Origin of the sequence: Streptomyces sp. NPDC052052 (assembly GCF_040680455.1) — a bacterium.
Classification (GTDB): domain Bacteria; phylum Actinomycetota; class Actinomycetes; order Streptomycetales; family Streptomycetaceae; genus Streptomyces.
On sequence record NZ_JBFAWU010000002.1, the window covers coordinates 278,733 to 303,082 of the forward strand.

Annotated in this window: 21 protein-coding genes and 1 pseudogene; 6 read left to right on the plus strand and 16 right to left on the minus strand. The window is 69.3% G+C overall.

Annotated elements, in window-relative coordinates:
• Positions 1-3: 3 nt before the first annotated feature.
• From AB0L71_RS03160 to AB0L71_RS03180, 5 genes are all read right to left on the minus strand, one after another.
• Positions 4-957, minus strand: a complete 954-nt coding sequence (locus AB0L71_RS03160) for a WYL domain-containing protein (RefSeq protein ID WP_365237201.1) — start codon at positions 955-957, stop codon at positions 4-6.
• 113 nt (positions 958-1,070) lie between these two features.
• Positions 1,071-1,445 carry an FKBP-type peptidyl-prolyl cis-trans isomerase gene (locus AB0L71_RS03165; RefSeq protein WP_365237202.1) on the minus strand — a complete coding sequence of 125 codons (375 nt, stop codon included), beginning with the start codon at positions 1,443-1,445 and terminating at the stop codon, positions 1,071-1,073.
• Between the two features lie 43 nt (positions 1,446-1,488).
• On the minus strand, positions 1,489-2,442 hold the full coding sequence (locus AB0L71_RS03170; RefSeq protein ID WP_365237204.1) for an FKBP-type peptidyl-prolyl cis-trans isomerase: 954 nt from the start codon (positions 2,440-2,442) through the stop codon (positions 1,489-1,491).
• A gap of 149 nt (positions 2,443-2,591) precedes the next feature.
• A complete protein-coding gene (gene pafA, locus AB0L71_RS03175; RefSeq protein WP_365237205.1) occupies positions 2,592-3,953 on the minus strand; it encodes a Pup--protein ligase in 1,362 nt (453 codons plus the stop codon).
• Positions 3,954-3,962: 9 nt separating this feature from the next.
• Positions 3,963-5,222, minus strand: coding sequence for an MFS transporter (locus AB0L71_RS03180; protein WP_365237207.1), 1,260 nt, complete (start codon positions 5,220-5,222; stop codon positions 3,963-3,965).
• A 134-nt stretch (positions 5,223-5,356) separates the two neighbouring features.
• On the opposite strand from AB0L71_RS03180, the gene AB0L71_RS03185 reads away from it, so the two are divergent.
• Positions 5,357-6,403 (plus strand): LacI family DNA-binding transcriptional regulator, encoded by a 1,047-nt coding sequence (locus AB0L71_RS03185; protein WP_365237209.1) that lies wholly within the window; start codon positions 5,357-5,359, stop codon positions 6,401-6,403.
• Between the two features lie 217 nt (positions 6,404-6,620).
• Here the strand turns inward: AB0L71_RS03185 and prcA are convergent, their stop codons facing one another.
• The 6 genes and pseudogenes from prcA to arc all read right to left on the minus strand — a co-directional run bounded on the left by prcA (position 6,621) and on the right by arc (position 12,447).
• Positions 6,621-7,448 (minus strand): proteasome subunit alpha, encoded by an 828-nt coding sequence (prcA, locus tag AB0L71_RS03190; protein ID WP_365237211.1) that lies wholly within the window; start codon positions 7,446-7,448, stop codon positions 6,621-6,623.
• A gap of 60 nt (positions 7,449-7,508) precedes the next feature.
• Positions 7,509-8,354: a proteasome subunit beta gene (gene prcB, locus AB0L71_RS03195; protein WP_365237213.1), complete on the minus strand. Its 846-nt coding sequence runs from the start codon at positions 8,352-8,354 to the stop codon at positions 7,509-7,511.
• A pseudogene (locus AB0L71_RS03200) lies at positions 8,306-8,499 on the minus strand (endonuclease domain-containing protein); the annotation flags it as partial. The pseudogene AB0L71_RS03200 and the gene prcB, both read right to left, overlap by 49 nt.
• A gap of 95 nt (positions 8,500-8,594) precedes the next feature.
• Positions 8,595-8,813, minus strand: a complete 219-nt coding sequence (locus AB0L71_RS03205; RefSeq protein WP_365237215.1) for a ubiquitin-like protein Pup — start codon at positions 8,811-8,813, stop codon at positions 8,595-8,597.
• A 120-nt stretch (positions 8,814-8,933) separates the two neighbouring features.
• Positions 8,934-10,445: a depupylase/deamidase Dop gene (dop, locus tag AB0L71_RS03210; protein ID WP_365237217.1), complete on the minus strand. Its 1,512-nt coding sequence runs from the start codon at positions 10,443-10,445 to the stop codon at positions 8,934-8,936.
• 235 nt (positions 10,446-10,680) lie between these two features.
• Positions 10,681-12,447, minus strand: coding sequence for a proteasome ATPase (arc, locus tag AB0L71_RS03215; protein ID WP_365237219.1), 1,767 nt, complete (start codon positions 12,445-12,447; stop codon positions 10,681-10,683).
• A 241-nt stretch (positions 12,448-12,688) separates the two neighbouring features.
• Here arc and AB0L71_RS03220 point away from each other — a divergent pair, with 241 nt between their 5' ends.
• Positions 12,689-13,000: a ferredoxin gene (locus tag AB0L71_RS03220; protein WP_365237221.1), complete on the plus strand. Its 312-nt coding sequence runs from the start codon at positions 12,689-12,691 to the stop codon at positions 12,998-13,000.
• Between the two features lie 61 nt (positions 13,001-13,061).
• On the opposite strand, the gene AB0L71_RS03225 is transcribed toward AB0L71_RS03220, so the two are convergent.
• The 3 genes from AB0L71_RS03225 to AB0L71_RS03235 form a co-directional block, all read right to left on the minus strand.
• Positions 13,062-13,640 carry a hypothetical protein gene (locus AB0L71_RS03225; RefSeq protein WP_365237223.1) on the minus strand — a complete coding sequence of 193 codons (579 nt, stop codon included), beginning with the start codon at positions 13,638-13,640 and terminating at the stop codon, positions 13,062-13,064.
• 220 nt (positions 13,641-13,860) lie between these two features.
• Complete coding sequence (locus tag AB0L71_RS03230) at positions 13,861-14,766, minus strand: tRNA (adenine-N1)-methyltransferase (protein ID WP_072484399.1); 906 nt, start codon at positions 14,764-14,766, stop codon at positions 13,861-13,863.
• 61 nt (positions 14,767-14,827) lie between these two features.
• Entirely contained in the window at positions 14,828-16,072 is a 1,245-nt protein-coding gene (locus AB0L71_RS03235; RefSeq protein WP_365237472.1) for a site-2 protease family protein, read from the minus strand.
• Positions 16,073-16,243: 171 nt separating this feature from the next.
• On the opposite strand from AB0L71_RS03235, the gene AB0L71_RS03240 reads away from it, so the two are divergent.
• Both AB0L71_RS03240 and AB0L71_RS03245 read left to right on the plus strand, forming a co-directional pair.
• Positions 16,244-17,089, plus strand: coding sequence for a PD-(D/E)XK nuclease family protein (locus tag AB0L71_RS03240; RefSeq protein WP_365237474.1), 846 nt, complete (start codon positions 16,244-16,246; stop codon positions 17,087-17,089).
• Between the two features lie 18 nt (positions 17,090-17,107).
• Positions 17,108-17,779, plus strand: a complete 672-nt coding sequence (locus AB0L71_RS03245) for a response regulator transcription factor (RefSeq protein ID WP_365237225.1) — start codon at positions 17,108-17,110, stop codon at positions 17,777-17,779.
• A gap of 160 nt (positions 17,780-17,939) precedes the next feature.
• On the opposite strand, the gene AB0L71_RS03250 is transcribed toward AB0L71_RS03245, so the two are convergent.
• Positions 17,940-18,641, minus strand: coding sequence for an HAD family phosphatase (locus AB0L71_RS03250; protein WP_365237227.1), 702 nt, complete (start codon positions 18,639-18,641; stop codon positions 17,940-17,942).
• A gap of 120 nt (positions 18,642-18,761) precedes the next feature.
• A complete protein-coding gene (gene metH, locus AB0L71_RS03255) occupies positions 18,762-22,283 on the minus strand; it encodes a methionine synthase (protein WP_365237228.1) in 3,522 nt (1,173 codons plus the stop codon).
• Between the two features lie 240 nt (positions 22,284-22,523).
• Here metH and AB0L71_RS03260 point away from each other — a divergent pair, with 240 nt between their 5' ends.
• Both AB0L71_RS03260 and AB0L71_RS03265 read left to right on the plus strand, forming a co-directional pair.
• On the plus strand, positions 22,524-23,288 hold the full coding sequence (locus AB0L71_RS03260; RefSeq protein ID WP_365237230.1) for an IclR family transcriptional regulator: 765 nt from the start codon (positions 22,524-22,526) through the stop codon (positions 23,286-23,288).
• A 267-nt stretch (positions 23,289-23,555) separates the two neighbouring features.
• Entirely contained in the window at positions 23,556-24,335 is a 780-nt protein-coding gene (locus tag AB0L71_RS03265; RefSeq protein WP_365237232.1) for an MIP/aquaporin family protein, read from the plus strand.
• The last annotated feature ends 15 nt before the right edge of the window (positions 24,336-24,350 follow it).

The following is a 24,350-nucleotide window of genomic DNA, read 5'->3' on the forward strand; positions in this document are numbered from 1 at the left end:
CCCTCAGTCCTTGGCCACGGCGCGCAGCCGGTCCACCACGTCGGCCCGCAGGTCGGCGGGCTCCGTCACGACGACGTCCGGACCGAACTCCACGAGCCAGGCGTCCAGACCGTGTCCGTACGGAATCTCCAACTCGTCCCACCCGTCGCCGAGTTCCCGTACGGAGACGGCGCGTGAGCGCAGCGGGTATCCGGCACCGGCGCGCAGCCTGATCCGCGCGGTCCTGGTCGCCGTCTCCCCCGCCCAGCTCTCGACGGTCTCGCGGACGGTCACGACATCGGGGACCTCGGCGGTGAAGGCGCCGGCGCGGGAGCGGACCCGGCCGGTGATCCTGGAGAGCCGGAACACCCGCTCCGCACGGCGGTCCCGGTCCCAGCCGGCCAGATACCAGTGGCCGCGCCAGCACTCCAGCGTCCAGGGCTCGACCTGGCGCTGCTCGGGCCGGGCGGCCGTGGCCTTGCGGTAGTCGAAGGTCACCGGACGGCGGTCCCGGCAGGCCAGCATCAGGGGTTCGAACGCGGCCTCGTGGACGGGGATACGGGGTTCGAGGGCGCTGTGGACCTCATAGGCGTCCTCCGCCTCCGGCATGCCGGCGGCCCGCAGCTTCTGCAGCGCGCCGCTGGCGGCGCCTGCCAGCCGTGCCTGCTGCCAGACCTTGGCGGCGAGGCCGAGCGCGGCGGCCTCCTCGGCGTCGAGCGTGATCGGGGGCAGCCGGTTGCTGTCCCGGCGGGCGAGATATCCCGCGTCGCCGTCCAGGGTTTCCACGGTGTCGATGACCAGACCGAGTTCGCGCAGGTCTTCCTTGTCGCGCTCGAACATCCGGTTGAAGGCGTCGTCGGAGCCGGCTTCGAGATAGGCCTCGATGGAACCGCGCAGCTCGCGCTTGCTCAGCGGGCGCCGGGTCCCCAGCAGACACAGAGCCAGGTTCATCAGCCGCTCGGCCTTGGCAATCGCCATCGACGCCCTTTCTGTCGTGCTCTACGACCGTCGACCGTACCGCTCCGCGGTGTCCGGACAAAAGCGAGGGCCCGCGCCTTGCGGCACGGGCCCTCGTGTCCCACGAGCGCGGATCAGGCAGCGACCAGGTCGCAGACGAAGATCAGCGTCTCGCCGGGGGCGATCCGGCCGCCACCGGCGCCGCGGTCGCCGTACGCGAGGTGTGCGGGGATGGTCAGCTGACGACGGCCGCCGACCTTCATGCCCTGCACGCCCTTGTCCCAGCCGGAAATGACCTGACCGGCACCGAGCTGGAACTGCAGCGGGGCGCCGCGGTTCCAGGAGGCGTCGAACTCCTCACCGGTGGAGAAGGCCACGCCCACGTAGTGGACGGAGACGGTGGCGCCCGCCTCGGCCACGGGACCGTCGCCTTCCCAGATGTCCTTGATCTCCAGGTCGGCCGGCGGCTCGCCACCCGGGAAGTCGATCTCGGGCTTCTCGATGCTCACTGACTTGCTCCTCATGATGATGAACTGGGCAACCGGGACAGTCTTACATCTTGGCCAGCAGGTCCACGGCGAAGACCAGCGTGGACTTCGCCGGGATGGTCTGCTGGGCCTCGTTGCCGAAACCCTGGTCCGGCGGGATGACAAGGAGCACCCGGCTGCCGATCTTCTTGCCGACCAGACCGTTCTTGAGACCCTTCAGGGTGACCTGGGCCAGCGGGAAGGTCTGCGTCTTGCCCGTCGTGTAGGTGCTGTCGAAGGTCTTGCCGTCCTTCCACAGCAGACCCACGTAGTTCACGACGACGCTGTCGGTGTCCTTCACGACCTCACCGTCGGACTCCAGGATGTAGTTGGAGACGAGCTTCTTCGGCGGGTCGGTCTTGGTGGGGATGGTGACCTTGGGGGCCTTGCCGTCGGTGTTGGTGCCGACCTTCGGCAGGGCGGTGTCGTTCTGGGCGACCGCGGTCCCCTTGGCCGACTTGGGGATCTGGGTCGCCTTCAGGACGTCGACGACGAAGACAAGCGTGGCGTTCGGCTTGATGTCGCCCTGGCCCTGTGCTCCGTAACCGAGATCCGGCGGGATGACCAGCTGGACCCGGCTGCCGACCTTCTGGCCGACGAGGCCCTTGTCCCAGCCCTGGATGACCATTCCGGCGCCGAGGGTCAGGTCGAACGGCTGCTTGCGGTCGAAGCTGTTGTCGAACGGCTTGTCGGAGTCCCAGGCCTGACCGAGATAGTTGACCTGGACGGCATCGCCGTTCTTGAGCGTGGCGCCGTCGCCCTGGCTGATGACCCTGGTCTTCAGCTCCTTGGGCGCAGTGCCCTGCCCCTTGGACAGGGTGGGCTTCTCGCCGAACTTCGCACCGGCGGTGATCGCGGGGAACCCGTCCTCGGATGCGGCGGAAGCGGAAACGGAATGGGAAGCGGAGCCCTCGCCGCCACCGCAGGCCGCTGTCAACAGCAGCATGGGTACGACGAGAAGGCCGGCAAGTCGGCGCACTGGTTCCTCAGATCTCAGACGGCACAGTCGGTTGATTCCTCGACACTCTAAGGGCTGTCCCGTCGTCCCCGGAGGGCGTACGCGGGCCCCGCACGAGGAACGTACGGGGCCCGCGTCACCTGCCCGGCCGAAGGCGTCCTTCCGCCTGCTCACATACCCGCGATGAGCTTCTCCACCCGATCGTCCACCGAACGGAACGGGTCCTTGCACAACACCGTGCGCTGCGCCTGGTCGTTGAGCTTGAGATGGACCCAGTCGACGGTGAAGTCCCGCCGCTGTTCCTGGGCCCTGCGGATGAAGTCGCCGCGCAGCCGTGCCCTGGTCGTCTGCGGGGGGACGGACTTGCCCTCGAAGATCCTCAGGTCGTTGCAGACACGGGCGGCCTGTCCCTTGCGCTCCAGCAGGTAGTACAGGCCGCGACGACGGTGAATGTCGTGGTAGGCGAGGTCTATCTGGGCGACCCGCGGATGCGACATGGTCATGTTGTGCTTGGCCCGGTACCGCTCGATGAGCTTGTACTTCATCACCCAGTCGATCTCGGTCTCGATCCGGTCGAGGTCCTCGGTCTCGACCGCGTCGAGCGTACGGCCCCACAGATCCAGGACCCGGGCGACGGTTCCGGTACGGATTCCCCGGCGGTCCACGAAGTCGACGGCCTTCTCGTAGTACTCGCGCTGCACCTCGATGGCGGACGCCTCACGGCCACTGGCCAGGCGGACCTTGCGCTGCCCGGTGATGTCGTGGCTGACCTCACGGATCGCCCGGATCGGGTTCTCCAGCGTCAGATCCCGCATCACGGTGCCCGCCTCGATCATACGGAGCACCAGATCGGTCGCGCCGACCTTGAGCAGCATGGTCGTCTCGGACATGTTGGAGTCACCGACGATGACATGGAGGCGGCGGTACCGCTCCGCGTCGGCGTGCGGCTCGTCCCGCGTGTTGATGATCGGACGGGAGCGCGTCGTGGCGGAACTGACTCCCTCCCAGATGTGCTCCGCACGCTGGCTGACGCAGTAGACGGCCCCGCGCGGTGTCTGCAGCACCTTGCCCGCACCGCAGATCAGCTGCCTCGTGACGAGGAAGGGAATGAGGATGTCCGCAAGCCGGGAGAATTCCCCGTGCCGTGCCACGAGATAGTTCTCGTGGCACCCGTAGGAGTTTCCCGCCGAGTCGGTGTTGTTCTTGAAGAGATAGACATCGCCCGCGATTCCCTCCTCATGCAGGCGACGTTCGGCGTCGACGAGCAGACCCTCGAGAATGCGCTCGCCGGCCTTGTCGTGGGTGACCAACTCGGTCAGGTTGTCGCATTCGGGGGTTGCATATTCCGGATGCGATCCCACGTCGAGGTAGAGGCGGGCACCGTTCCGCAGAAAGACATTGCTGCTGCGGCCCCATGACACAACACGGCGGAAGAGGTAGCGCGCCACTTCATCAGGGGACAGTCGGCGCTGTCCCCTGAATGTGCACGTGACGCCGTACTCGTTCTCCAGCCCGAAAATGCGGCGGTCCATGACTGAACATTACGCCTGATGGCCTGAGCTGAAACCGGGTTCGACAGCACCGCTTCGATCATTTTCCGATCCTTGCGCGGCAACTGCCGTGCGCCCGGGAACGTCGAGGACCCTGCCCGTGGCCAGCAGGACCAGCAGTGCCGCCACCCCACCGGCCCCCGCGACGGCGAAGCTCCACGCCGTGCCTCCCAGCTCGACGGCCGGGCCCGCCACGGCCGTTCCCGCCGCCGCGCCCACTCCGAACGTCGTCACCAGCCAGGAGAACGCCTCGGTCACCGTGCCGCGCGGGGCGTGCCGGTCCACCACGATGAACGAGCAGGCGATCGCGGGCGCCAGAAAGACTCCGGCCAACGCCGCCAGAGCGGTCATGCCGGCCACCGAGGGGGTCAGCATCAGCGGCAGATAGCCCAGAGCCAGCAAGGCGACGATGATCCGCAGCCGCCGTTCCGGTGCTCCGGCCCACTGCCGCGCCCCGTACACCGCACCACCGACCAGCGCCCCCAGGCCGAGCGCGGCCATCAGCCAGCCGTACACCGACTCCCGGCCGTGGTCGTCGGCGTAGGCGACCGCGGCCACGGTGATCGAACCGAGTGCGAGCCCGACGAAGAAGAACGAGCCGAGCAGTGCCAGCAGCCCCGGCGAGCGCAGCGCGCCCAGCCAGTGCGCCTCGCGGGGCGCGGAGCGCCAGGTACGGGAGGGCTCGGAGAGGACGACGCAGAGCGCCCCCAGCACGCCGATCGCGTTGATCACGAGCAGGGCCGCGGCCGGCGACCACAGCGAGACGAGCAGCGTCACCAGCAGCGGGCCCACGGTGAACATCACCTCCTGGGCCACGGCATCCATCGCGTACGCCCTATGGACCCGGTCCTCGCCACCCAGGACGCTGGGCCACAAGGCCCGCAGGCCGCCCTCGAGCGGCGGGGTGAACAGACCGGCCACGATCACCGCCCCGTAGGCCAACGGCAGCGACCCCAGGCCCACCAGGGCCAGCAGCGCCATTCCCAGCGCCGACACGACGGAGGCCGGGAACTGGACGCGCGGCTGCCCGTACAGGTCCACGGCGCGGCCCAGCAGCGGCTGTCCGACGGCGTTGGAGAGCCCGTACACGGCCGCCAGCCCGCCGGCCAGGGTGTAGCTGCCGCCCTCGGCCCTGGTGAACAGCACGATCGCGATATGGGCGGTGCCGCTCGGCAGCCGCCCCACCAGGGTCCCTGTCAGCAGCCGCGCGGCATGCCGCGCCCGGAGGATGTCCAGATAGCCTGCGGCCATGTCCCGCCCCATCTCCTTCGGGCACTCTCCGGCACCCTGAGGTTTTACGTATAACGTCGAGGTTCATACGTACCATGTGCCCAGTCCGCAGGTCCACAGCACGGTGCCTGCCCCCGACCGGCCCGGAGGCCCGAGTGACCAGCGCACCACAGTCACACCCCGCCCCGGCGAGGCCCACCAGCCGTGATGTCGCCCGAGCCGCGGGTGTGTCGCAGGCCACCGTCTCGCTGGTGCTCGGTGAGAAGTGGCGCGGCAGGGTCTCCGAGGCCACCGCCGGGCGTGTGCGGGACGCCGCGCAGGAGCTCGGCTACCAGCCCAACCTCGCCGCCCGCAGCCTCCGGCTCGGCCGCACCAGGACCGCACTGCTGGTCGTCCCCGCGCTCACCAGCGAGTTCTTCGCACGTGTCTACACCGGAGCCGCAGCGGTCGCCGCCGAGCACGGCTTCGAGGTCGTCCTCTACCCGTCCCCCGAGGGCACCGGACCGGCCAGGGACCCCTTCGCCTCGGCGCGCGCCTCCCTCGACGGGGTGATCGCCTCCTCCATGGCCGCAGGTGCGCTCGACGCGTTGCGGGGCGCTGGGCTGCCGCTGGTCATGCTCGACAGCGATCCGGCGGACACCGGCGTGGCGGCACGGGTCAACCTCGACATCGCCGACGGCATGCGGCAGGTCGCCGAGCATCTGCTCGCGCTCGGCCACCGCCGCTTCGTCCACCTCGCGTCCGCGGTCGACACCTGGACCTTCGCGGTCCGTGCCCGGGCGCTCCACGACGCCCTGGGGGCGGTGCCCGGTACCTGCGTGCGGAGCGTCACGGCAGCGCTGGACGTCCAGGCCGGCCGTGAAGCGGCGGAGCAGGCACTCGCCGCCCCCGGTGCCCCGCCCACCGCCATAATCTGCGACGACGACATCCTCGCCGCGGGCGCCTTCAAGGCTGCCCGGAGGCGGGGGCTGCGCGTCCCCGACGACCTCTCCGTCACCGGATTCGACGATCTGGCCCTGGCCACGGCCGTCGAGCCGGAGCTGACCACCGTGCGGCTGCCCGCCGAGCAGGTCGGCGAACGCGGCATGGCCGCCCTGCTGGCGGCTCTGGACGGCCGCCCGGCCGAACCCGGCAGCCTGCCCGTGCGCCTGGTGGTGCGGGGCTCCTCGGCGCCGGCACCGGTGGACGGCCCGCGCTCATGACCGCGCCCCGGTCCGCCGGGACGGGCGGGCCGGGGCGCGGTGCGGCAGGCGACTAGTGCCGCGGCAGGGAACGTTTGCCCGTCAAGGAGCGGCGTCCGGTGCGTGCTCTCGGCGTGCCGGCCGGAAGTCCTCGTACTGGACGTACTTGGACTTTCGTCCGGTGCGGCGAGAGTGCGTGCCGGGCGTCGCGACGGGGCAAACGTTGCCTGTTGCGGCACTACTTCTCGGAGGACTCCACGTCCCCGCCGGATTCGGTGGGCTCGGTGCCTTCGGTCGTACCCGCCGAGGACGCGGTCCCCTCCTCGTCCTCGACGTCGGAGGGGGCGTCCGTCGGCGCGGAGCCGCCGTCCGCCTCCAGCAGCCGCGCCAACTGCCTGCCGACGATTCGCTTGAACTTCCGCTGCTGCGGCCTCGTACGGTCCAGGACCGCGACCTCGAGCCGCTCCGCGGGGATTTCCCGCTCGCTGCCGTTCGGGTCGCGGGAGAGCGCCTGGACCGCCAGCTTGAGTGCCTCGGCGAGCGTCATGCCGTCGCGGTGGCGCTGGTCCAGGAAGGTGCTGATCTGCTCGGCGTTCCCGCCGACCGCGACCGAGCCGTGCTCGTCGACGATCGATCCGTCGTGCGGCAGCCGGTAGATCTGGTCACCCTCGGGCTCGGTGCCCACCTCGGCGACCACCAGCTCCACCTCGTACGGCTTCTCGGCCGCACTGGAGAAGATGGTGCCCAGCGTCTGCGCGTAGACGTTGGCCAGCCCACGTGCCGTCACGTCGCCGCGGTCGTAGGTGTATCCACGCAGATCCGCGTAGCGCACACCGCCGATACGGAGGTTCTCGTACTCGTTGTACTTGCCGGCGGCGGCGAAACCGATCCGGTCGTAGATCTCGCTGAACTTGTGCAGCGCACGGGACGGGTTCTCGCCGACGAACACGATGCCGTCGGCGTACTGCAGCACGACAAGGCTGCGACCGCGGGCGATGCCCTTCCGGGCGTACTCCGCGCGGTCGGCCATGGCCTGCTGGGGTGAGACATAGAACGGCGTCGACACCGGTTATCCGTCCCTTTCTGTCAGTGACGAGAGCATCGGAGAAGCAAGGGGGAACGGAGGTCAGAGCAGAGCGGCGCGCGGACCGTCGGGCTGCTCCATCCGACGGTCCAGAATCGAGCGGGCGATCTCGGAGGATTCCGCGTCGGTGAGCTTCCGGAAGCCCTCGTCGGTGATGACGGTGACGATCGGGTAGATCCGCCGGGCCATGTCGGGACCGCCGGTCGCCGAGTCGTCGTCGGCGGCGTCGTACAACGCCTGCACGACCAGGGTAAGCGCCTGCTCCTCCGTCAGATCCTCGCGATAGAGCTTCTTCATCGAGCCGCGGGCGAAGACCGATCCGGAGCCGGTGGTCGCATATCCGTATTCCTCGGACCGGCCGCCGGTGACGTCGTACGAGAAGATCCGGCCCTTCCCACGGTCGATGTCGAAGCCGGCGAAGAGCGGCACGACGGCGAGCCCCTGCATGGCCATCGCCAGATTGCCGCGGATCATCGTGGAGAGCCGGTTCGCCTTGCCCTCCAGGGAGAGCTGGGCTCCCTCCACCTTCTCGAAGTGCTCCAGCTCCAGCTGGAAGAGCTTGACCATCTCCACGGCGATTCCGGCCGTGCCCGCGATACCCACCGCCGAGTACTCGTCGGCCGGGAAGACCTTCTGGACGTCACGCTGCGCGATCATGTTGCCCATGGTCGCCCGCCGGTCACCGGCCAGGACCACACCGCCGGGGAACGTCACCGCGACGATGGTCGTCCCGTGCGGCGCCTCGAAGGCCCCCTGCACGGGCGGCAGCTTCCGGTTGCCCGGGAGCATCTCGGGGGAATGGCCGGACAGGAAATCCATGAACGAAGAAGATCCCGGCGTCAGGAAGGCAGCTGGTAGACGCCCGGTACTACGAGTGTTGGCTTCCACGCGTTTCCCTCCAGGTATGCGACGGCCCTGCGCTGGGTGTCAGGATCGTCTCCCGACGTGCCGATGGCCGAATTGCAGTCGATGCGTTGCTGCCACGGACCCTACCCGTCCCGTGACCATGATCCACATGAACTGCGGGGAGGCAGCCGCTGCACGGCCTGTGGTACCGCCCGGAGCCGCGCGGTACGGGCCGAACCGGCCCGCACCGCGCACCCCGCCCCCCGCGTTCCGCCCGTGAAACTACTGTCCGCCCTTTTGGACGAAGGAACGCACGAAGTCCTCCGCGTTCTCCTCGAGGACGTCGTCGATCTCGTCCAGAACCGAGTCGACATCGTCGCTCAGCTTCTCCTGGCGCTCCTTGAGGTCCCCGGACGCCTGAGCGTCCTGCTCCTGCTCCTCGACCTCCTCGGTGGAGCGCGTCGCCCTCTGCTGTCCGCCGTCGGTGTCCTTGGTCGCCATACAGCTCACCCCGCTCGGTTCGAAGCACTTGATCAGACCCTACCCACGGGGTCCGACATTGGCCCGGTAGTTGTCTCAACGTCCGGGGGTCATCTCGATGTTTCCCCGATCGGCGGCGTTTCAGCCGCCCGACAGCACCTGGACGAGCTCTTCCGCCGTGCGGCACCGGTCCAGGAGGTCCTTCACGTGGCTGCGGGTCCCGCGCAGCGGTTCCAGGGTGGGCACCCGTTGCAGAGAGTCATGGCCGGGCAGGTCGAAGATGACCGAATCCCAGGAGGCCGCGGCCACGTCGTCCGCGTACTGCTCCAGGCAGCGGCCCCGGAAATAGGCCCTGGTGTCCTCCGGAGGGTTCTTACGGGCCTCCTCGACCCGGGCGTCGTCCAGCAGGCGCTGCATCTTCCCGCGGGCCGCCAGACGGTTGTAGAGACCCTTCTCCGCCCGCACGTCGGCGTACTGCAGATCCACGAGGTGGAGACGCGGAGCGTCCCAGTCCAGACCGTCCCGGCGCCGGTAGCCCTCCATGAGCTCCCGCTTGGCGATCCAGTCGAGCTCCCCGGAGAGGCTCATCGGATCGTTCTCCAGCCGGTTGAGTGTGTCCTCCCAGCGGATGAGCACGTCCTTGGTCTGCTCGTCGGCGTCCGCCCCGTACCGTTCCTCGACGTACTTGCGGCCCAGCTCGAAGTACTCCATCTGGAGCTGCACCGCGGTGAGCGTACGGCCGCTGCGCAGCGTGACCAGATGCTTCAGCGTCGGGTCGTGGGAGACCTGGTGCAGCGTGCGCACCGGCTGGTCGACCGCGAGATCGACGTTGATGAAGCCGTCCTCGATCATGGAGAGGACCAGTGCGGTGGTGCCGAGCTTGAGGTAGGTGGAGATCTCCGAGAGGTTCGCGTCACCGATGATCACATGCAGCCGGCGGTACTTCTCCGCGTCGGAGTGGGGTTCGTCGCGGGTGTTGATGATGGGCCGCTTGAGGGTGGTCTCCAGCCCGACCTCGACCTCGAAGTAATCGGCCCGCTGGCTGATCTGGAAGCCGTGCTCGTGGCCGTCCTGGCCGATTCCCACCCGCCCCGCTCCGGTGACCACCTGGCGGGAGACGAAGAAGGGGGTCAGATGACGCACGATGTCGGAGAAGGGGGTTTCCCGCTTCATCAGGTAGTTCTCGTGCGTGCCGTACGAGGCGCCCTTGTTGTCGGTGTTGTTCTTGTAGAGGTGGATCGGCTGGGCGCCGGGCAGCTGGGCCGCGCGTTCGGCCGCTTCTGCCATGACGCGTTCGCCCGCCTTGTCCCAGAGGACGGCGTCCCGCGGATTGGTGACTTCCGGGGAGCTGTATTCGGGGTGCGCATGGTCGACGTAGAGGCGGGCCCCGTTGGTGAGGATGACATTGGCGAGGCCGATGTCCTCGTCGGTGAGCTGGCTGGAGTCCGCGGTCTCGCGCGCGAGGTCGAAACCTCGCGCGTCCCGCAACGGGTTCTCCTCCTCGAAGTCCCAGCGGGCGCGGCGCGCCCGGTGCATCGCCGCTGCGTAGGCGTTGACGATCTGGGACGAGGTGAGCATGGCATTGGCGTTGGGGTGGCCGGGGACGGAGATCCCGTACTCCGTCTCGATGCCCATTACTCGCCGTACGGTCATGCGGCCCTCCTTGCCCGGCGTCGCTCCCTCGCGGGGGCGGCGTTCACGTACCGCGGCTTGTCCGATGCGTGTGCGGTGCCCGTCCCGCACTGTGCGACCGGGCGGTACGCACGAGCCTAGAGCGACTCTGCGCTGGTCGGGAGATCAATTACGTCATTCCTGCAGTGTCGCGTGGGCTGTCCGGAAAACAACCGGCTGCGGATGCCCGGCCGGGCATCCGCAGCCGGTCCGCGTTCTACAGGTACTGCCCGGTATTCGCGACCGTGTCGATGGACCGGCCGGTGTCCGCGCCCTGCTTTCCGGTGACGAGTGTACGGATGAAGACGATCCGTTCGCCCTTCTTGCCGGAGATCCGGGCCCAGTCATCCGGATTCGTGGTGTTGGGCAGGTCCTCGTTCTCCTTGAACTCATCCACACATGCCTGGAGGAGATGGGAGACGCGAAGGCCCTTCTGGCCCTGTTCGAGGAAGGCCTTGATGGCCATCTTCTTGGCCCGGTCGACGATGTTCTGGATCATCGCACCGGAATTGAAGTCCTTGAAGTAAAGGACTTCCTTGTCGCCGTTGGCGTATGTGACCTCGAGGAAGCGGTTCTCCTCGGATTCGGTGTACATCCGCTCGACGACCGACTGGATCATGGCGTGCGCAGCGGCTTCCTTGGAGCCGGTGTGCTCCGCGATGTCGTCCGCGTGCAGGGGCAGCGAAGGCGTGAGGTACTTCGCGAAGATGTCCTTCGCGGCCTCTGCGTCGGGGCGCTCGATCTTGATCTTCACGTCCAGGCGGCCGGGTCGCAGGATCGCGGGGTCGATCATGTCCTCGCGGTTGGAGGCGCCGATGACGATGACGTTCTCCAGGCCCTCGACACCGTCGATCTCGGCGAGCAGCTGGGGGACGATGGTGTTCTCCACGTCCGAGCTGACGCCCGATCCCCGGGTGCGGAAGAGGGACTCCATCTCGTCGAAGAAGACGATCACGGGAGTGCCCTCGCCCGCCTTCTCGCGAGCACGCTGGAAGACCAGACGGATGTGCCGTTCGGTCTCGCCGACGTACTTGTTGAGGAGTTCCGGGCCCTTGATGTTGAGGAAATAGCTCTTCCCCGCGGGCTGGCCGGTGACTTCGGCGACCTTCTTGGCAAGGGAGTTGGCCACGGCCTTGGCGATCAGCGTCTTGCCGCAACCGGGCGGCCCGTAGAGCAGGATGCCCTTCGGCGGCCGCAGTTCGTGTTCCTTGAAGAGGTCGGGGTGGAGATAGGGGAGTTCGACCGCGTCCCGGATCAGCTCGATCTGGTCGCCCAGACCGCCGATCCTGTCGTAGTCGATGTCCGGTACCTCTTCGAGGACGAGCTCCTCGACCTCGCTCTTGGGGACCACTTCGTAGACGTAGCCGGACCTGGGTTCGAGCAGCAGGGCGTCGCCGGGGCGGACGGTGGTGTCCAGCAGCGGCTCGGCGAGCCGCACCACCCGCTCCTCGTCGGTGTGCCCGATGACCAGGGCCCGCTCGCCGTCCTCGAGGATCTCCTTGAGGGTGACGATGTCCCCGGCCCGCTCGAATTCCATGGCGTCGACCACGTTGAGCGCTTCGTTGAGCATGACTTCCTGGCCGCGCCGGAGGTCGTCGAGCTCGACACTGGGACTGACATTCACCCGGAGTTTCCGGCCCCCGGTGAAGATGTCGCAGGTCCCGTCCTCATTGGCCTGCAGGAACACACCGAAACCGGCCGGCGGCTGTGCGAGCCGGTCGACTTCTTCCTTGAGCGCCACGATCTGGTCGCGGGCTTCGCGGAGTGTGTTGGCGAGCCGCTCATTCTGTGCGGACACGCCCGCCAGGTTGGTCTGCAACTCGACGATCCGCTCTTCGAGAATCCTCGTGTGGCGCGGAGAGTCGGCGAGCTTACGTCGCAGGACGGCGATTTCCTGCTCGAGATAGGCGACCTGGCCGGCTGGGTCTTCGGACCCCCGTCCGGGCCGGATGCCGCGGTTGATGTCGTCGTCGTGGGCTGCCACGGTCCTCACCTCCTCCAAGGGGAGCTGGACGCTTCCTGACCCTACCTGGGTGGGTGAAGATTGAAACCCCTAGATCACAAAGACTGCGGGGCGTGTCCGATCTTCACCCTTGCGTTCCCCCTCGTGACAGGGCAATACCCACCCTTCAACATCGGAAAGCGGCCGGTTGTATCGTCGAACCGTTCAACACCCGTCAGGGCTGGCGACTTTTGGTTCGGATACACAGGGAACGGCAGGAGAAATGACCGTGCAGCAGGACGCGCCCACCGATGGCGACGCGCAGGATCTGGAGGTCTGGATCGACCAGGACCTCTGCACGGGAGACGGTATCTGCGTCCAGTACGCACCCGAGGTGTTCGAGCTGGACATCGACGGCCTGGCCTATGTGAAGAGCGCCGACGACGAGCTGCTGCAGGACAAGGGCGCGACGACACCGGTCCCGCTGCCGCTCCTCCAGGACGTGGTCGATTCGGCCACGGAGTGCCCGGGCGACTGCATCCACGTGCGCCGCGTTTCGGACAGTGTCGAGGTGTACGGTCCCGACGCCGCCTGATCCGGCGGATCGGGCGGTGGTCACGTACGGTGCCTGACCGGCCGCCCCCGCGGCCGCCCGGTCAGGCGCCCGCGGGGGCGTTCCGGGTGGCACGGACGAAGGCGCCGCCCTGCCACCGCCAGGTGACCTCTTCCTGCTGGTCGGGACAGCAGCGCGGCACCGAGGCCGAGGAGTAGCCGAGCAGCGTGGCGGAGATGATTCCGTGACGCACCGTGAAATCGCCGACGCTCATCTTCTGAGCGGGGTCCACCAGGGTCGCCACGACCCTGGGAGTGGCCCCGCTTCCTTGTGTGAGGACGTAGACGCCGCTGGGCGGGGTGCCGGATCCGGCGGCGCAGTGGACCACCGCGACGGTCTCGGGGCGGCCGTCGCCGTCGAGATCGCCGGGGGCCTGTTTGGCCACGGTGTTCTCCAGCCCACCGCATTCCAGGGGGAAGGTCGCCCGCTCCGGATCGGGTGCGGCGACGGGCGTGGTGCCGTGCTGTGCGGTGGTGCGGTGCGAGGCCGGGACGGGGGCCGAGGGGTCCGGCTGGAGCATGCCGGCGGCTGCGACGACGGCGGCCATGGCCGTCGCTGTGGCAAGCCAGTGCACAGGCTTGGTGTCGGTGTGCGCGAGGTCCGGGAGCTCGGAGGTCTGCACGCGGGATGTCTCCTGTGGTTCGTGGGTGCCCGAGTGGGCAGTGCCGCCGGTGGAACATCAGCGGTGGCGCAGGGGCGGCCAGCATCGTGCCACACCTCACACGACGGGGGAACGGTGGGGTGGGGAACGACGCGCCTGCGTACGGGTAACGAAAGCGCGCCGCCGCCGAGTTCCCGGGTCGTTCGGAGAACTCGGCGGCGGCGCCCGTGGGTTGTACGGCTCAGCCGCGGGAGGAGCCGCTCTGGCTTCCGGGGCCGTCGTAGTCCTCGCCGTAGGCGCCCTTTGCGGGGCGGCGGCGGCGCAGCGGGGGTTCCACACCGTCGGCCAGTCGGCGGGCGGTGACGAGGAAGCCGGTGTGCCCGATCATCCGGTGGTCCGGGCGGACCGCCAGGCCCTCGACGTGCCAGTTGCGGATCATCGATTCCCAGGGCTGCGGCTCGGCGAAGCAGCCGATCTCGCGGATGGACTCGACGGTCCGCGCGAGCTGGGTGGTGGTCGCGACGTACGCGCAGAGGATTCCCCCGGGTACGAGCGCCTTGGAGACGGCCTCCAGGCACTCCCAGGGGGCGAGCATGTCGAGGATGACACGGTCGACGTCGGTGTCCGAGAGGTTGTCCTGGAGATCGCCGACGGTGAGCTGCCAGGCAGGATGCGGTTCGCCGAAGTAGCGTTCCACGTTCTGCTGGGCGATCTCGGCGAAGTCCTCGCGGCGCTCGTAGGAGTGCAGCATGCCCTGGTCGCCGATGGCGCGCAGCAGGAAGGTGGAGAGCGAGCCGGAACCGACGCCGGCTTCCACGACGCGGGCGCCCGGGAAGATGTCGGCGAAGGCCAGGATCTGCCCCGCGTCCTTGGGGTAGACCACGGCTGCGCCGCGGGGCATGGACAGGACGTAGTCGGGGAGCAGGGGGCGCAGCGCGAGGTAGGCGACGTTTCCCGTGGTTCGGACAACACTGCCCTCGGGGGCACCGATCAGCTCGTCGTGCGGGAAAGAACCCTTGTGGGTGTGGAAGTTCTTTCCGGCTTCGAGCGTGAAGGTGTAGTGACGTCCCTTGGGATCGGTGAGCTGGACCTGGTCCCCGACCTTGAAGGGCCCGCGTCGGCGGGCGGCACCGGTCGGTTCAGACATGTGACCAGCGTACCGGTGATTTCCCGCGCCCCGGTCGCGAGCCCGGACGCGCACCGGGCGGTCAGCCCGCGGGCCTCGCCAGAGCCGCGACGAATGCCCGTTCGACGTCGGCGGTGGACAGCACACCGTAGATCTCGCCGGTCTCCTCCAGGACGAGGTACTCGGTGGCGGGGTTGGCCTTGAGCCTGTCCAGGAGGGCCTCGCCGGTCAGTTCGGCGGAGATCCTCATGCCCTCGGTGAGGTCCTGGGCAAGGCCGCTGACGGCCACCCAGGGACGGCGGTGTTCGGGGACGGAGACGATGGCCGTCTCGCGCACGATGCCCCGGGGTTCGCCCTGTCCGTCGACGACGACGAGAGCACGGGCACCCGCTTCGTTGGCACGGCGCAGCGCCTCGGAGAGCGGAGTGGCGGCCTCCACCGGGACGGCCCGCCTGGTGAGGGTGCGGGCGCCCAGTTCGGGGAGGTGTTCGCGCAGGCGGGCCATGCGAAGGCTGTTGCCCGCACCGGTCCAGATGATGGCGGCGAGGATGGCGGCGAGCAGCGCGTCGGTGACGGTGTCCACGCCGCTCAGGTCCTGGGGCCCGTTCCCGAAGAAGCCCGTGTGGGTCAGCAGCGGGAGGCCGATGAGGGTGACGACGGCGAGTGCCCGGCCGACCCAGGCGGCGGCGACGGTGCCGCTCATCGGCCGGCCGGTGATCTTCCAGACGACGGCGCGCAGCATGCGTCCGCCGTCGAGCGGAAGGCCGGGGAGGAGGTTGAACGCGGCCACCAGGAGGTTGGAGATCATCAGTCCGGCGAGCAGGACACCGGGCACCGTACCGGGCTCGACGAACCTCATGCCCGCGTAGAAGACCCCGGCGAGCACCAGGGAGAGCAGCGGGCCGACGAAAGCCAGGACGAACTCCCGGCCCGGGGTCTCGGTCTCCTTCTCGATCTCGGAGACCCCTCCGAAGAACTGGAGCTGGATGCGGCGCACCGGCAGCTTGTAGCGCAGGGCGACGACCGTGTGGGCGAGTTCGTGGACGAGCACCGAGGCGTAGAAGGCGATCGCGAAGAAGAGCGAGACCAGATAGCGGACCGCGCCGAGTTCGGGCAGGACCCGTTCGAGCTGACCGCCGAAGACCCAGGTGATCAGCGCGGCCACGAGGAACCAGCTCGGCGCGACGTACACGGGCACGCCGAAGGGGCGGCCCATGAGGAATCCGCCGCCGGGCTCCTTCGGGCGTCGCGGTTCGCCTTGGTCGGGGCCGGGGGCCGTTCCCCCTGCGCCGGGCTGCGGCCGCCCGCTGTCGCCGCTCTCGTCCACGGGGTCCCTTCGGTCGGTGCCGTACGGCAGGATCATGCGGTGTTCGAGGATGTGTGGTCGATGGTATGCCGCCGGTTGTCGGTGGTGGGCCGTAGGGTCTTCGACATGACCTCCCTGCCGCGGCCCGCTCAGCCGCCTTCGTCCCTGTCGCCGTCGCGGGCGAGCGATTTCATGCAGTGTCCTCTGCTGTACCGCTTCCGGGTCATCGACAAACTGCCGCAGAAGCCCAGCGAAGCGGCTACCCGGGGCACGCTGGTGCATGCGGTGCTGGAACGGCTCTTCGACAACCCCGCGGCGGAGCGCACGGCCGGCCGGGCCACGGCGTTGGTCCCCGGCCAGTGGGACCGCCTGCTGGAGTCGAAGCCGGAGCTGTCGGAGCTGTTCGCCGAGGATCCCGGGGGCGAGCGGCTGGCCCGCTGGCTCTCGGAGGCGGAGGGCCTGGTGGAGCGGTGGTTCTCGCTGGAGGATCCGACGCGTCTGGAGCCCGCCGAGCGGGAGCTGTTCGTCGAGACGGAGCTGGAATCGGGTCTGCGTCTGCGCGGCGTGATCGACCGGATCGATGTGGCGCCGACGGGCGAGGTCCGGATCGTCGACTACAAGACCGGCAAGGCACCGCGACCGGAGTACTCGGAGGGCGCCCTCTTCCAGATGAAGTTCTACGCCCTGGTGATCTGGCGGCTGAAGGGTGTGGTGCCGCGCCGGCTCCAGCTCGTCTACCTCGGCAGCGGCGACATCATGACGTACGACCCGGTGGCGGCGGATCTGGAGCGCGTCGAGCGGAAGCTGCTGGCGCTCTGGGACGCGATCCGTCTGGCGACGGAGACGGGCGAGTGGCGCCCCCGGCCGACGAAGCTCTGCGGCTGGTGCGACCACCAGTCGGTCTGTCCGGAATTCGGGGGGACTCCCCCGGTCTATCCGCTGCCGGTACGCCCGGCGGAGTCGGGGCAGGATGCCCGGGGCAGAATGAACCCGGTCCGTGCCGAGGCCGGCCGGCCTGCGGCCCCCGAAGGACCTTGAGGAGACAAGGGAGACCCTGTGGCTGTCCGCGTCCTGCTGGTCGACGACCAACCACTGCTGCGCACCGGCTTCCGGATGATTCTCGAGGCGGAGGGGGACATCGCGGTGGTCGGCGAGGCCGGGGACGGCCTCCAGGCTCTCGACCAGGTGCGGGCGCTGCAGCCCGATGTGGTGCTGATGGACATCCGGATGCCGCGGATGGACGGCGTCGAGGCGACCCGCCGGATCACCGGTCCCGGCCGGGACGGTCCCGCGAAGGTCCTGGTGCTGACCACCTTCGATCTCGACGAGTACGTGGTGGAGGCGCTGCGCGCCGGTGCCAGCGGCTTCCTGTTGAAGGATGCGCCGGCCCATGAGCTGGTGCAGGCCATACGCGTGGTCGCGGCGGGCGAGGCGATGCTCGCCCCGAGCGTCACCCGCAGGCTGCTCGACAAGTACGCGGACCATCTGCCGTCCGGCGAGGAGCCGGTGCCCGACATCCTGCACACGCTGACGGACCGCGAGGTCGAGGTGCTGAAGCTGGTCGCGCGCGGCCTGTCGAACGCCGAGATCGCTGCGGACCTGTTCGTCAGTGAGACGACGGTGAAGACGCATGTCGGACACGTACTGACCAAGCTCGGTCTGCGCGACCGGGTGCAGGCGGCCGTGTACGCGTACGAGAGCGGCCTGGTACGCCCCGGCGCCCAGTGAGCGGAGCGCGGGGGGCCGGACCGGAAGCGGCGCCCGGCCGGGGATCACGCGCGTGAGGCGGCGTCCTGCCTGCTCTGCCGGACCGGCAGGGCACGGGGGCGTCGTGGACGCGCCGGAGTCGGCGCCCCTCAGCTCGGAGCGGAGTTCCGGGGCGGGCGGGTCACCGCTTTCCTGTGATCAGGCCCCGGAGGAAAGCGAGATCGACTTCTTCGAGCGAGCGTACGACCACTCGGCCCGACGCGGGGGCGATCGGCGCGACGGACGGTACGGCGACCACCCGGCAGCCCGCGGCCTCCGCCGCTGCGACGCCGGTCGCGGTGTCCTCGATGACCGCGCAGCGCTCGGGGTCAGCCCCGAAGCCGAACGCAGCCGTGAGGTAGGGCTCCGGGTGCGGTTTGGTGCGGGAGACCTCGTCGCCCGCGATGGAGAGGGCGAAGTGGTGGTGCCCCACCGAATCCAGCACCCGGTCGATGATCCGGCGGTGCGAGGCGGAGACCAGGGCGGTGGGAATCTCGTGCCGGGCCAGTTCGGTCAGCAGCCGGGCCGCGCCGGGCATCAGCGGTACCCCGCGTCCGATGCGCCTCTCGAAGCTGTCGTTGAGCAGCACGGTGAGTTCCGTGAGGGTGATGTCCGCACCGGTGACGTCCATGAGGTAGCCGGCGCTGCGGGTCATCGGCCCGCCGACGACCACGTCCCGCCATGCTTCGTCGAGCTGGTGCCCGAGCTCGGCGAAGACCTCCACCTCGGCGTCCCACCAGAAGCCCTCGGTGTCGACGAGGGTGCCGTCCATGTCGAGCAGGACGGCCTCCAGCGCGGCACCTTCGGCCGTGCGGGTCATGGACGCGGGAACCGTACTGGTCATCCGGCACACCTTCCGTAAGGGACGAGAAGGCCGGTCACCCTTTCCGGTGGAGAGGGCGACCGGCCTGCACTGGACCGACCAGTGTACGACTTGTCCGTCGACCGTGCGTGAAACCTTGATCTACCGCGCGTTGAAGTACTTCGCCTCGGGGTGGTGGATGACGATCGCGTCGGTGGACTGCTCCGGGTGCAGCTGGAACTCCTCCGAGAGGTGCACTCCGATCCGCTCGGGCCGGAGCAGCTCGGCGATCTTGGCCCGGTCCTCGAGTTCGGGGCAGGCACCGTAACCGAGCGAGAACCGCGCGCCGCGGTACTTCAGCGCGAACATGTCCTCGACATCGGCAGGGTCCTCACCACCGAAGCCGAGTTCCGAGCGGACCCGGGCGTGCCAGTACTCGGCGAGCGCCTCGGCCAGCTGTACGGACAGGCCGTGCAGTTCCAGGTAGTCGCGGTAGGAGTTCGCCTCGAAGAGCTTGGCGGTCTCCTCGCCGATCCTCGAGCCGACGGTGACGACCTGGAGGCCGATCACGTCCGTCTCGCCGGACTCCTCCGGGCGGAAGAAGTCCGCGAGGCAGAGGCGGCGGCCGCGGCGCTGGCGCGGGAAGGTGAAACGGGTGCGCTCCGAGCCGTCCTCGTGGAGCAGGATCAGGTCGTCGCCCTTGGAGACGCAGGGGAAGTAGCCGTACACGACGGCGGCTTCCAGCAGGTTCTCGGTGTGGAGCTTGTCGAGCCAGCCGCGCAGGTGCGGGCGGCCCTCGGTCTCCACGAGCTCCTCGTACGTCGGTCCGTCACCGGCGCGGGCCTGCTTGAGGCCCCACTGCCCCTTGAACAGGGCGCCCTCGTCCAGCCAGGACGCGTACTCCTTGAGCTGGATGCCCTTGACGACCCGGGTGCCCCAGAACGGCGGGGTGGGCACCGGGTTGTCCACGGCGACGTCGGAGCGCACGCCCTCCTCGGGCTCGTCGACCTCCAGAACCGCCGTGTCGCGCTTGGGCACGCGGCGCTGCTTGAGCTCGGGGAGGGTGGCGCCGGGGACGCCCCGCTTGACCGCGACCAGGGCGTCCATCAGACGCAGGCCCTCGAACGCGTCGCGGGCGTAGCGGACCTCGCCCTCGTAGATCTCGTGGAGGTCCTGCTCGACGTAGGCACGGGTGAGGGCCGCGCCGCCGAGGATCACCGGGAAGTCGGCGGCCAGCTTGCGCTGGTTCAGCTCCTCCAGGTTCTCCTTCATGATCACGGTGGACTTCACCAGGAGGCCGGACATGCCGATGACGTCGGCGCGATGTTCCTCGGCGGCCTCCAGGATCGCGGAGACGGGCTGCTTGATGCCGAGGTTCACGACGTTGTAGCCGTTGTTGGACAGGATGATGTCGACGAGGTTCTTGCCGATGTCATGGACGTCGCCGCGGACCGTGGCCAGGACGATGGTGCCCTTGCCCGCGCCCTCTCCGTCGGCGCTCTTCTCCATGTGCGGTTCCAGGTACGCGACCGCGGACTTCATGACCTCGGCCGACTGGAGCACGAACGGCAGCTGCATCTGGCCGGAGCCGAAGAGGTCGCCGACGACCTTCATGCCCTCCAGCAGGGTGTCATTGACGATGTCGAGGGCCGGGCGGGTCTGCAGGGCCTCGTCGAGGTCGGACTCCAGCCCGTTCTTCTCGCCGTCGATGATGCGCCGCTGGAGGCGCTCTTCGAGCGGCAGGGCGAGGAGCTCCTCGGCCTTGCCCGCCTTCATGGACTTCGTGCTGACGCCCTCGAAGAGCTCCATGAGCTTCTGGAGCGGGTCGTAGCCCTCGGTGCGACGGTCGTAGACGAGGTCGAGCGCGACCTTGACCTGCTCCTCGTCGAGGCGGGCGATCGGCAGGATCTTGGAGGCGTGCACGATCGCGGAGTCGAGACCGGCCTTGACGCACTCGTCGAGGAAGACGGAGTTCAGCACGACCCGGGCGGCCGGGTTGAGCCCGAAGGAGATGTTGGACAGTCCGAGCGTGGTCTGCACGTCGGGGTGGCGCTTCTTCAGTTCACGGATGGCCCCGATGGTGGCGATGCCGTCGCCCCGGGATTCCTCCTGCCCGGTGCAGATCGTGAAGGTCAGGGCGTCGATGAGGATGTCCGACTCCTTGATGCCCCAGTTGCCGGTCAGGTCCTCGATGAGCCGCTCGGCGACGGCGACCTTGTGCTCGACGGTGCGGGCCTGGCCCTCCTCGTCGATGGTCAGGGCGATCAGCGCCGCACCGTGCTCGGCGGCCAGTGCGGTGACCTTGGCGAAGCGGGACTCAGGTCCGTCGCCGTCCTCGTAGTTGACGGAGTTCAGCACGGCGCGGCCGCCGAGCTTCTCCAGACCGGCCCGCAGGACGGGCAGCTCGGTGGAGTCGAGCACGATCGGCAGGGTGGAGGCGGTGGCGAAGCGGCCGGCCAGCTCCTCCATGTCGGCGACCCCGTCACGGCCCACGTAGTCGACGCAGAGGTCGAGCATGTGGGCACCCTCGCGGATCTGGTCGCGGGCCATCTCCACGCAGTCGTCCCACCGGGCCTCCAGCATGGCCTCGCGGAACTTCTTCGAGCCGTTGGCGTTCGTGCGCTCGCCGATCGCGAGGTACGAGGTGTCCTGGCGGAACGGAACGGACTGGTACAGGGACGCGGCGCCCGGTTCGGGCAGCGGGGTGCGCGGGGTGACGGCGACACCGCGGACCCGCTCGACGACCTGGCGCAGGTGCTCCGGGGTCGTACCGCAGCAGCCGCCGACCAGGGAGAGGCCGTACTCGCGGACGAAGGTCTCCTGGGCCTCGGCCAGCTCGGCCGGGGACAGCGGGTAGTGCGCCCCGTCCTTGCCGAGGACGGGCAGGCCGGCGTTGGGCATGCAGGAGAGCGGGATGCCGGAGTGGCGGGCGAGGTAGCGCAGGTGCTCGCTCATCTCGGCGGGGCCGGTGGCGCAGTTCAGGCCGATGAGGTCGATGCCGAGCGGTTCCAGGGCGGTGAGCGCCGCGCCGATCTCGGAGCCGAGCAGCATCGTGCCGGTCGTCTCGACGGTGACGGAACAGATCACCGGGAGATCCGCACCGCAGGCCGCCAGGGCGCGGCGGGCGCCGATGATCGAGGCCTTGGTCTGCAGCAGGTCCTGGGTGGTCTCGATCAGGAGTGCGTCGGCGCCTCCGGCGATCATGCCCTCGGCGTTCTGCTGGTAGGCGTCGCGGAGCTTGGCGAACGGGGCGTGGCCCAGGGTCGGCAGCTTCGTCCCCGGACCCATGGAGCCCAGCACCCAGCGCTGCTGTCCGGTGGAGGCGGTGAACTCGTCGGCGACCTCGCGGGCGATGCGCGCGCCGGCCTCGGAGAGCTCGAAGACCCGCTCGGCGATGTCGTACTCGCCCAGAGCCGCCAGGTTGGCGCCGAAGGTGTTGGTCTCGACGCAGTCGACGCCGACGGCGAAGTACTCCTGGTGCACGGAGCGCACGATGTCGGGGCGCGTGACGTTCAGGATCTCGTTGCAGCCTTCGAGGTCCTGGAAGTCCTCGAGGGTCGGGTCCTGCGCCTGGAGCATGGTGCCCATGGCACCGTCGGCCACCACCACTCGGGTGGCGAGCGCCTCACGGAGGGCTGCGGCTCGGTTCCGGCTGTCGGCGGAAGGGGTCGGCGACGAGGCCATGGATGTACTCCCTGGGATGCGACGGCTGTCGGCTTTGCGTCTCCGGCGGGAGGCGCACCACGCCAGCGTAGCCGGGCGGCACCCGGGCCCGTCACTCCGTCCCACGGAACGGACGGCCTGGGCCGTGAGGGGGCATGTCCGGATCTCCATGGTGTCGCAGGCCCCCTGACCGATCGATCACAGGTCGACATCCACCGATACTGTTCAGCATCGTCGAACCAGATGGAGGAGTACGGCGCGATGGCCAAGAACATCCAGTCGCTGGAGCGGGCGGCGGCGGTGCTGCGCCTGCTGGCAGCCGGCGAGCGTCGGCTGGGGCTGTCCGACATCGCTGCCTCCCTGGGCCTGGCCAAGGGCACCGCGCACGGCATCCTGCGCACGCTCCAGCACGAGGGCTTCGTCGAGCAGGACGCGGCATCGGGCCGCTACCAGCTGGGCGCCGAGCTGCTGCGTCTGGGCACCAGCTACCTGGATGTGCACGAACTCCGGGCCCGCGCCCTGGTCTGGACGGACGACCTGGCCCGTTCCAGCGGCGAGAGCGCCTATCTGGGGGTCCTGCACCAGCGGGGCGTCCTGATCGTCCACCACGTCTTCCGGCCGGGCGACAGCCGGCAGGTCCTGGAGGTCGGGGCCGTGCAGCCGTTGCATTCCACGGCCCTGGGCAAGGTGCTGTCGGCGTACGACCCGGGGGCGCACACCGAGGCGATGGAGGCCGAGCGGCGGCCGTTCACCCCGCGCACCGTCACGGGCGCGGAGGAGTTCGGGGCGATGCTCGACCTGGTCCGGGCCCGCGGCTGGGCGGCCGACGTGGAGGAGACCTGGGAAGGCGTGGCCGCGGTGGCCGCCCCGATCCACGACCGGCGACGGGTCCCGGTCGGTGCGGTGGCCGTGACCGGCGCGGTGGAGCGGGTCTGCACGGACGGGGAGCTGCGCCCGGAACTGGTCGCCGCGGTGCGCGACTGCGCCCGCGGGGTCTCCAGGGATCTGGGCGCCCGGCCCTTCTGAGACCGGGCGCACCCGTCGCCGGGGTGGCCGGCCGGCCTGGCGGCCAGGTCCTTCGGTACCGCTCGGGCGCGAGAAGGACACGCCCTTGACGGCCGATTCCCCGGGGAGAACACTGCCGTTCATCGGTCGGCATTGTCGAACGCCTATAGGAATCTCGTAGCTCAGTGCGACAGCGCCAAGGGCCGGAAACCGCCCTCACCTGAGGGCGCGGACCACCGGCGGGCCCCGGGGTCCGGCTTCCCAGGACGAAGGACAAAGGAGTCGCGCGTGACCAGCTCCGACATCTTCACCGGCGAGACCTTAGGTACCGCCGTCCTCATCCTCCTCGGCGGCGGTGTCTGTGCCGCCGCCACCCTCAAAGGCTCCAAGGCACGGAACGCCGGCTGGCTCGCCATCACCTTCGGGTGGGGGTTCGCCGTCCTGACCGGCGCGTATCTGGCCGGTGGCGTGTCCGGCGCGCATCTCAATCCGGCGGTCACCGTCGGCCTCGCGATCGAGGGCGGCACCGAGTGGAGCGACGTGCCGCTCTATCTCGGCTCCCAGCTGCTCGGCGCGATGATCGGCGCGGTGCTGGTCTGGCTGACCTACTACGGACAGTTCCGGGCTCATCTCACGGATCCGGAGACCCTGGGCACCCGGTCGGGTGAAAACGCCCCGGCCGACCGGCTCGCCGGTCCGGCACTGGGCATCTTCTGCACCGCCCCCGAGATCCGGAACGCGGCGCAGAACCTCCTCACCGAGATCATCGCCACCGTGGTGCTCGTCCTGGCGATCCTCACCCAGGGCCTCAACAGCGACGGCAACGGCCTGGGCACCCTCGGCGCACTGGTCACCGCTCTGGCCGTCGTCGGGATCGGTCTCTCGCTCGGCGGTCCGACGGGTTACGCAATCAACCCGGTTCGCGACCTCGGCCCGCGTATCGTGCACGCACTGCTACCGCTGCCGAACAAGGGCGGTTCCGACTGGGGCTACGCATGGGTCCCTGTCGTCGGACCGCTCGCCGGCGGCGCGATCGCGGGCGGGCTCTACCAGGCCGCCTTCGCCTGAGCCGCGGCGCACAGA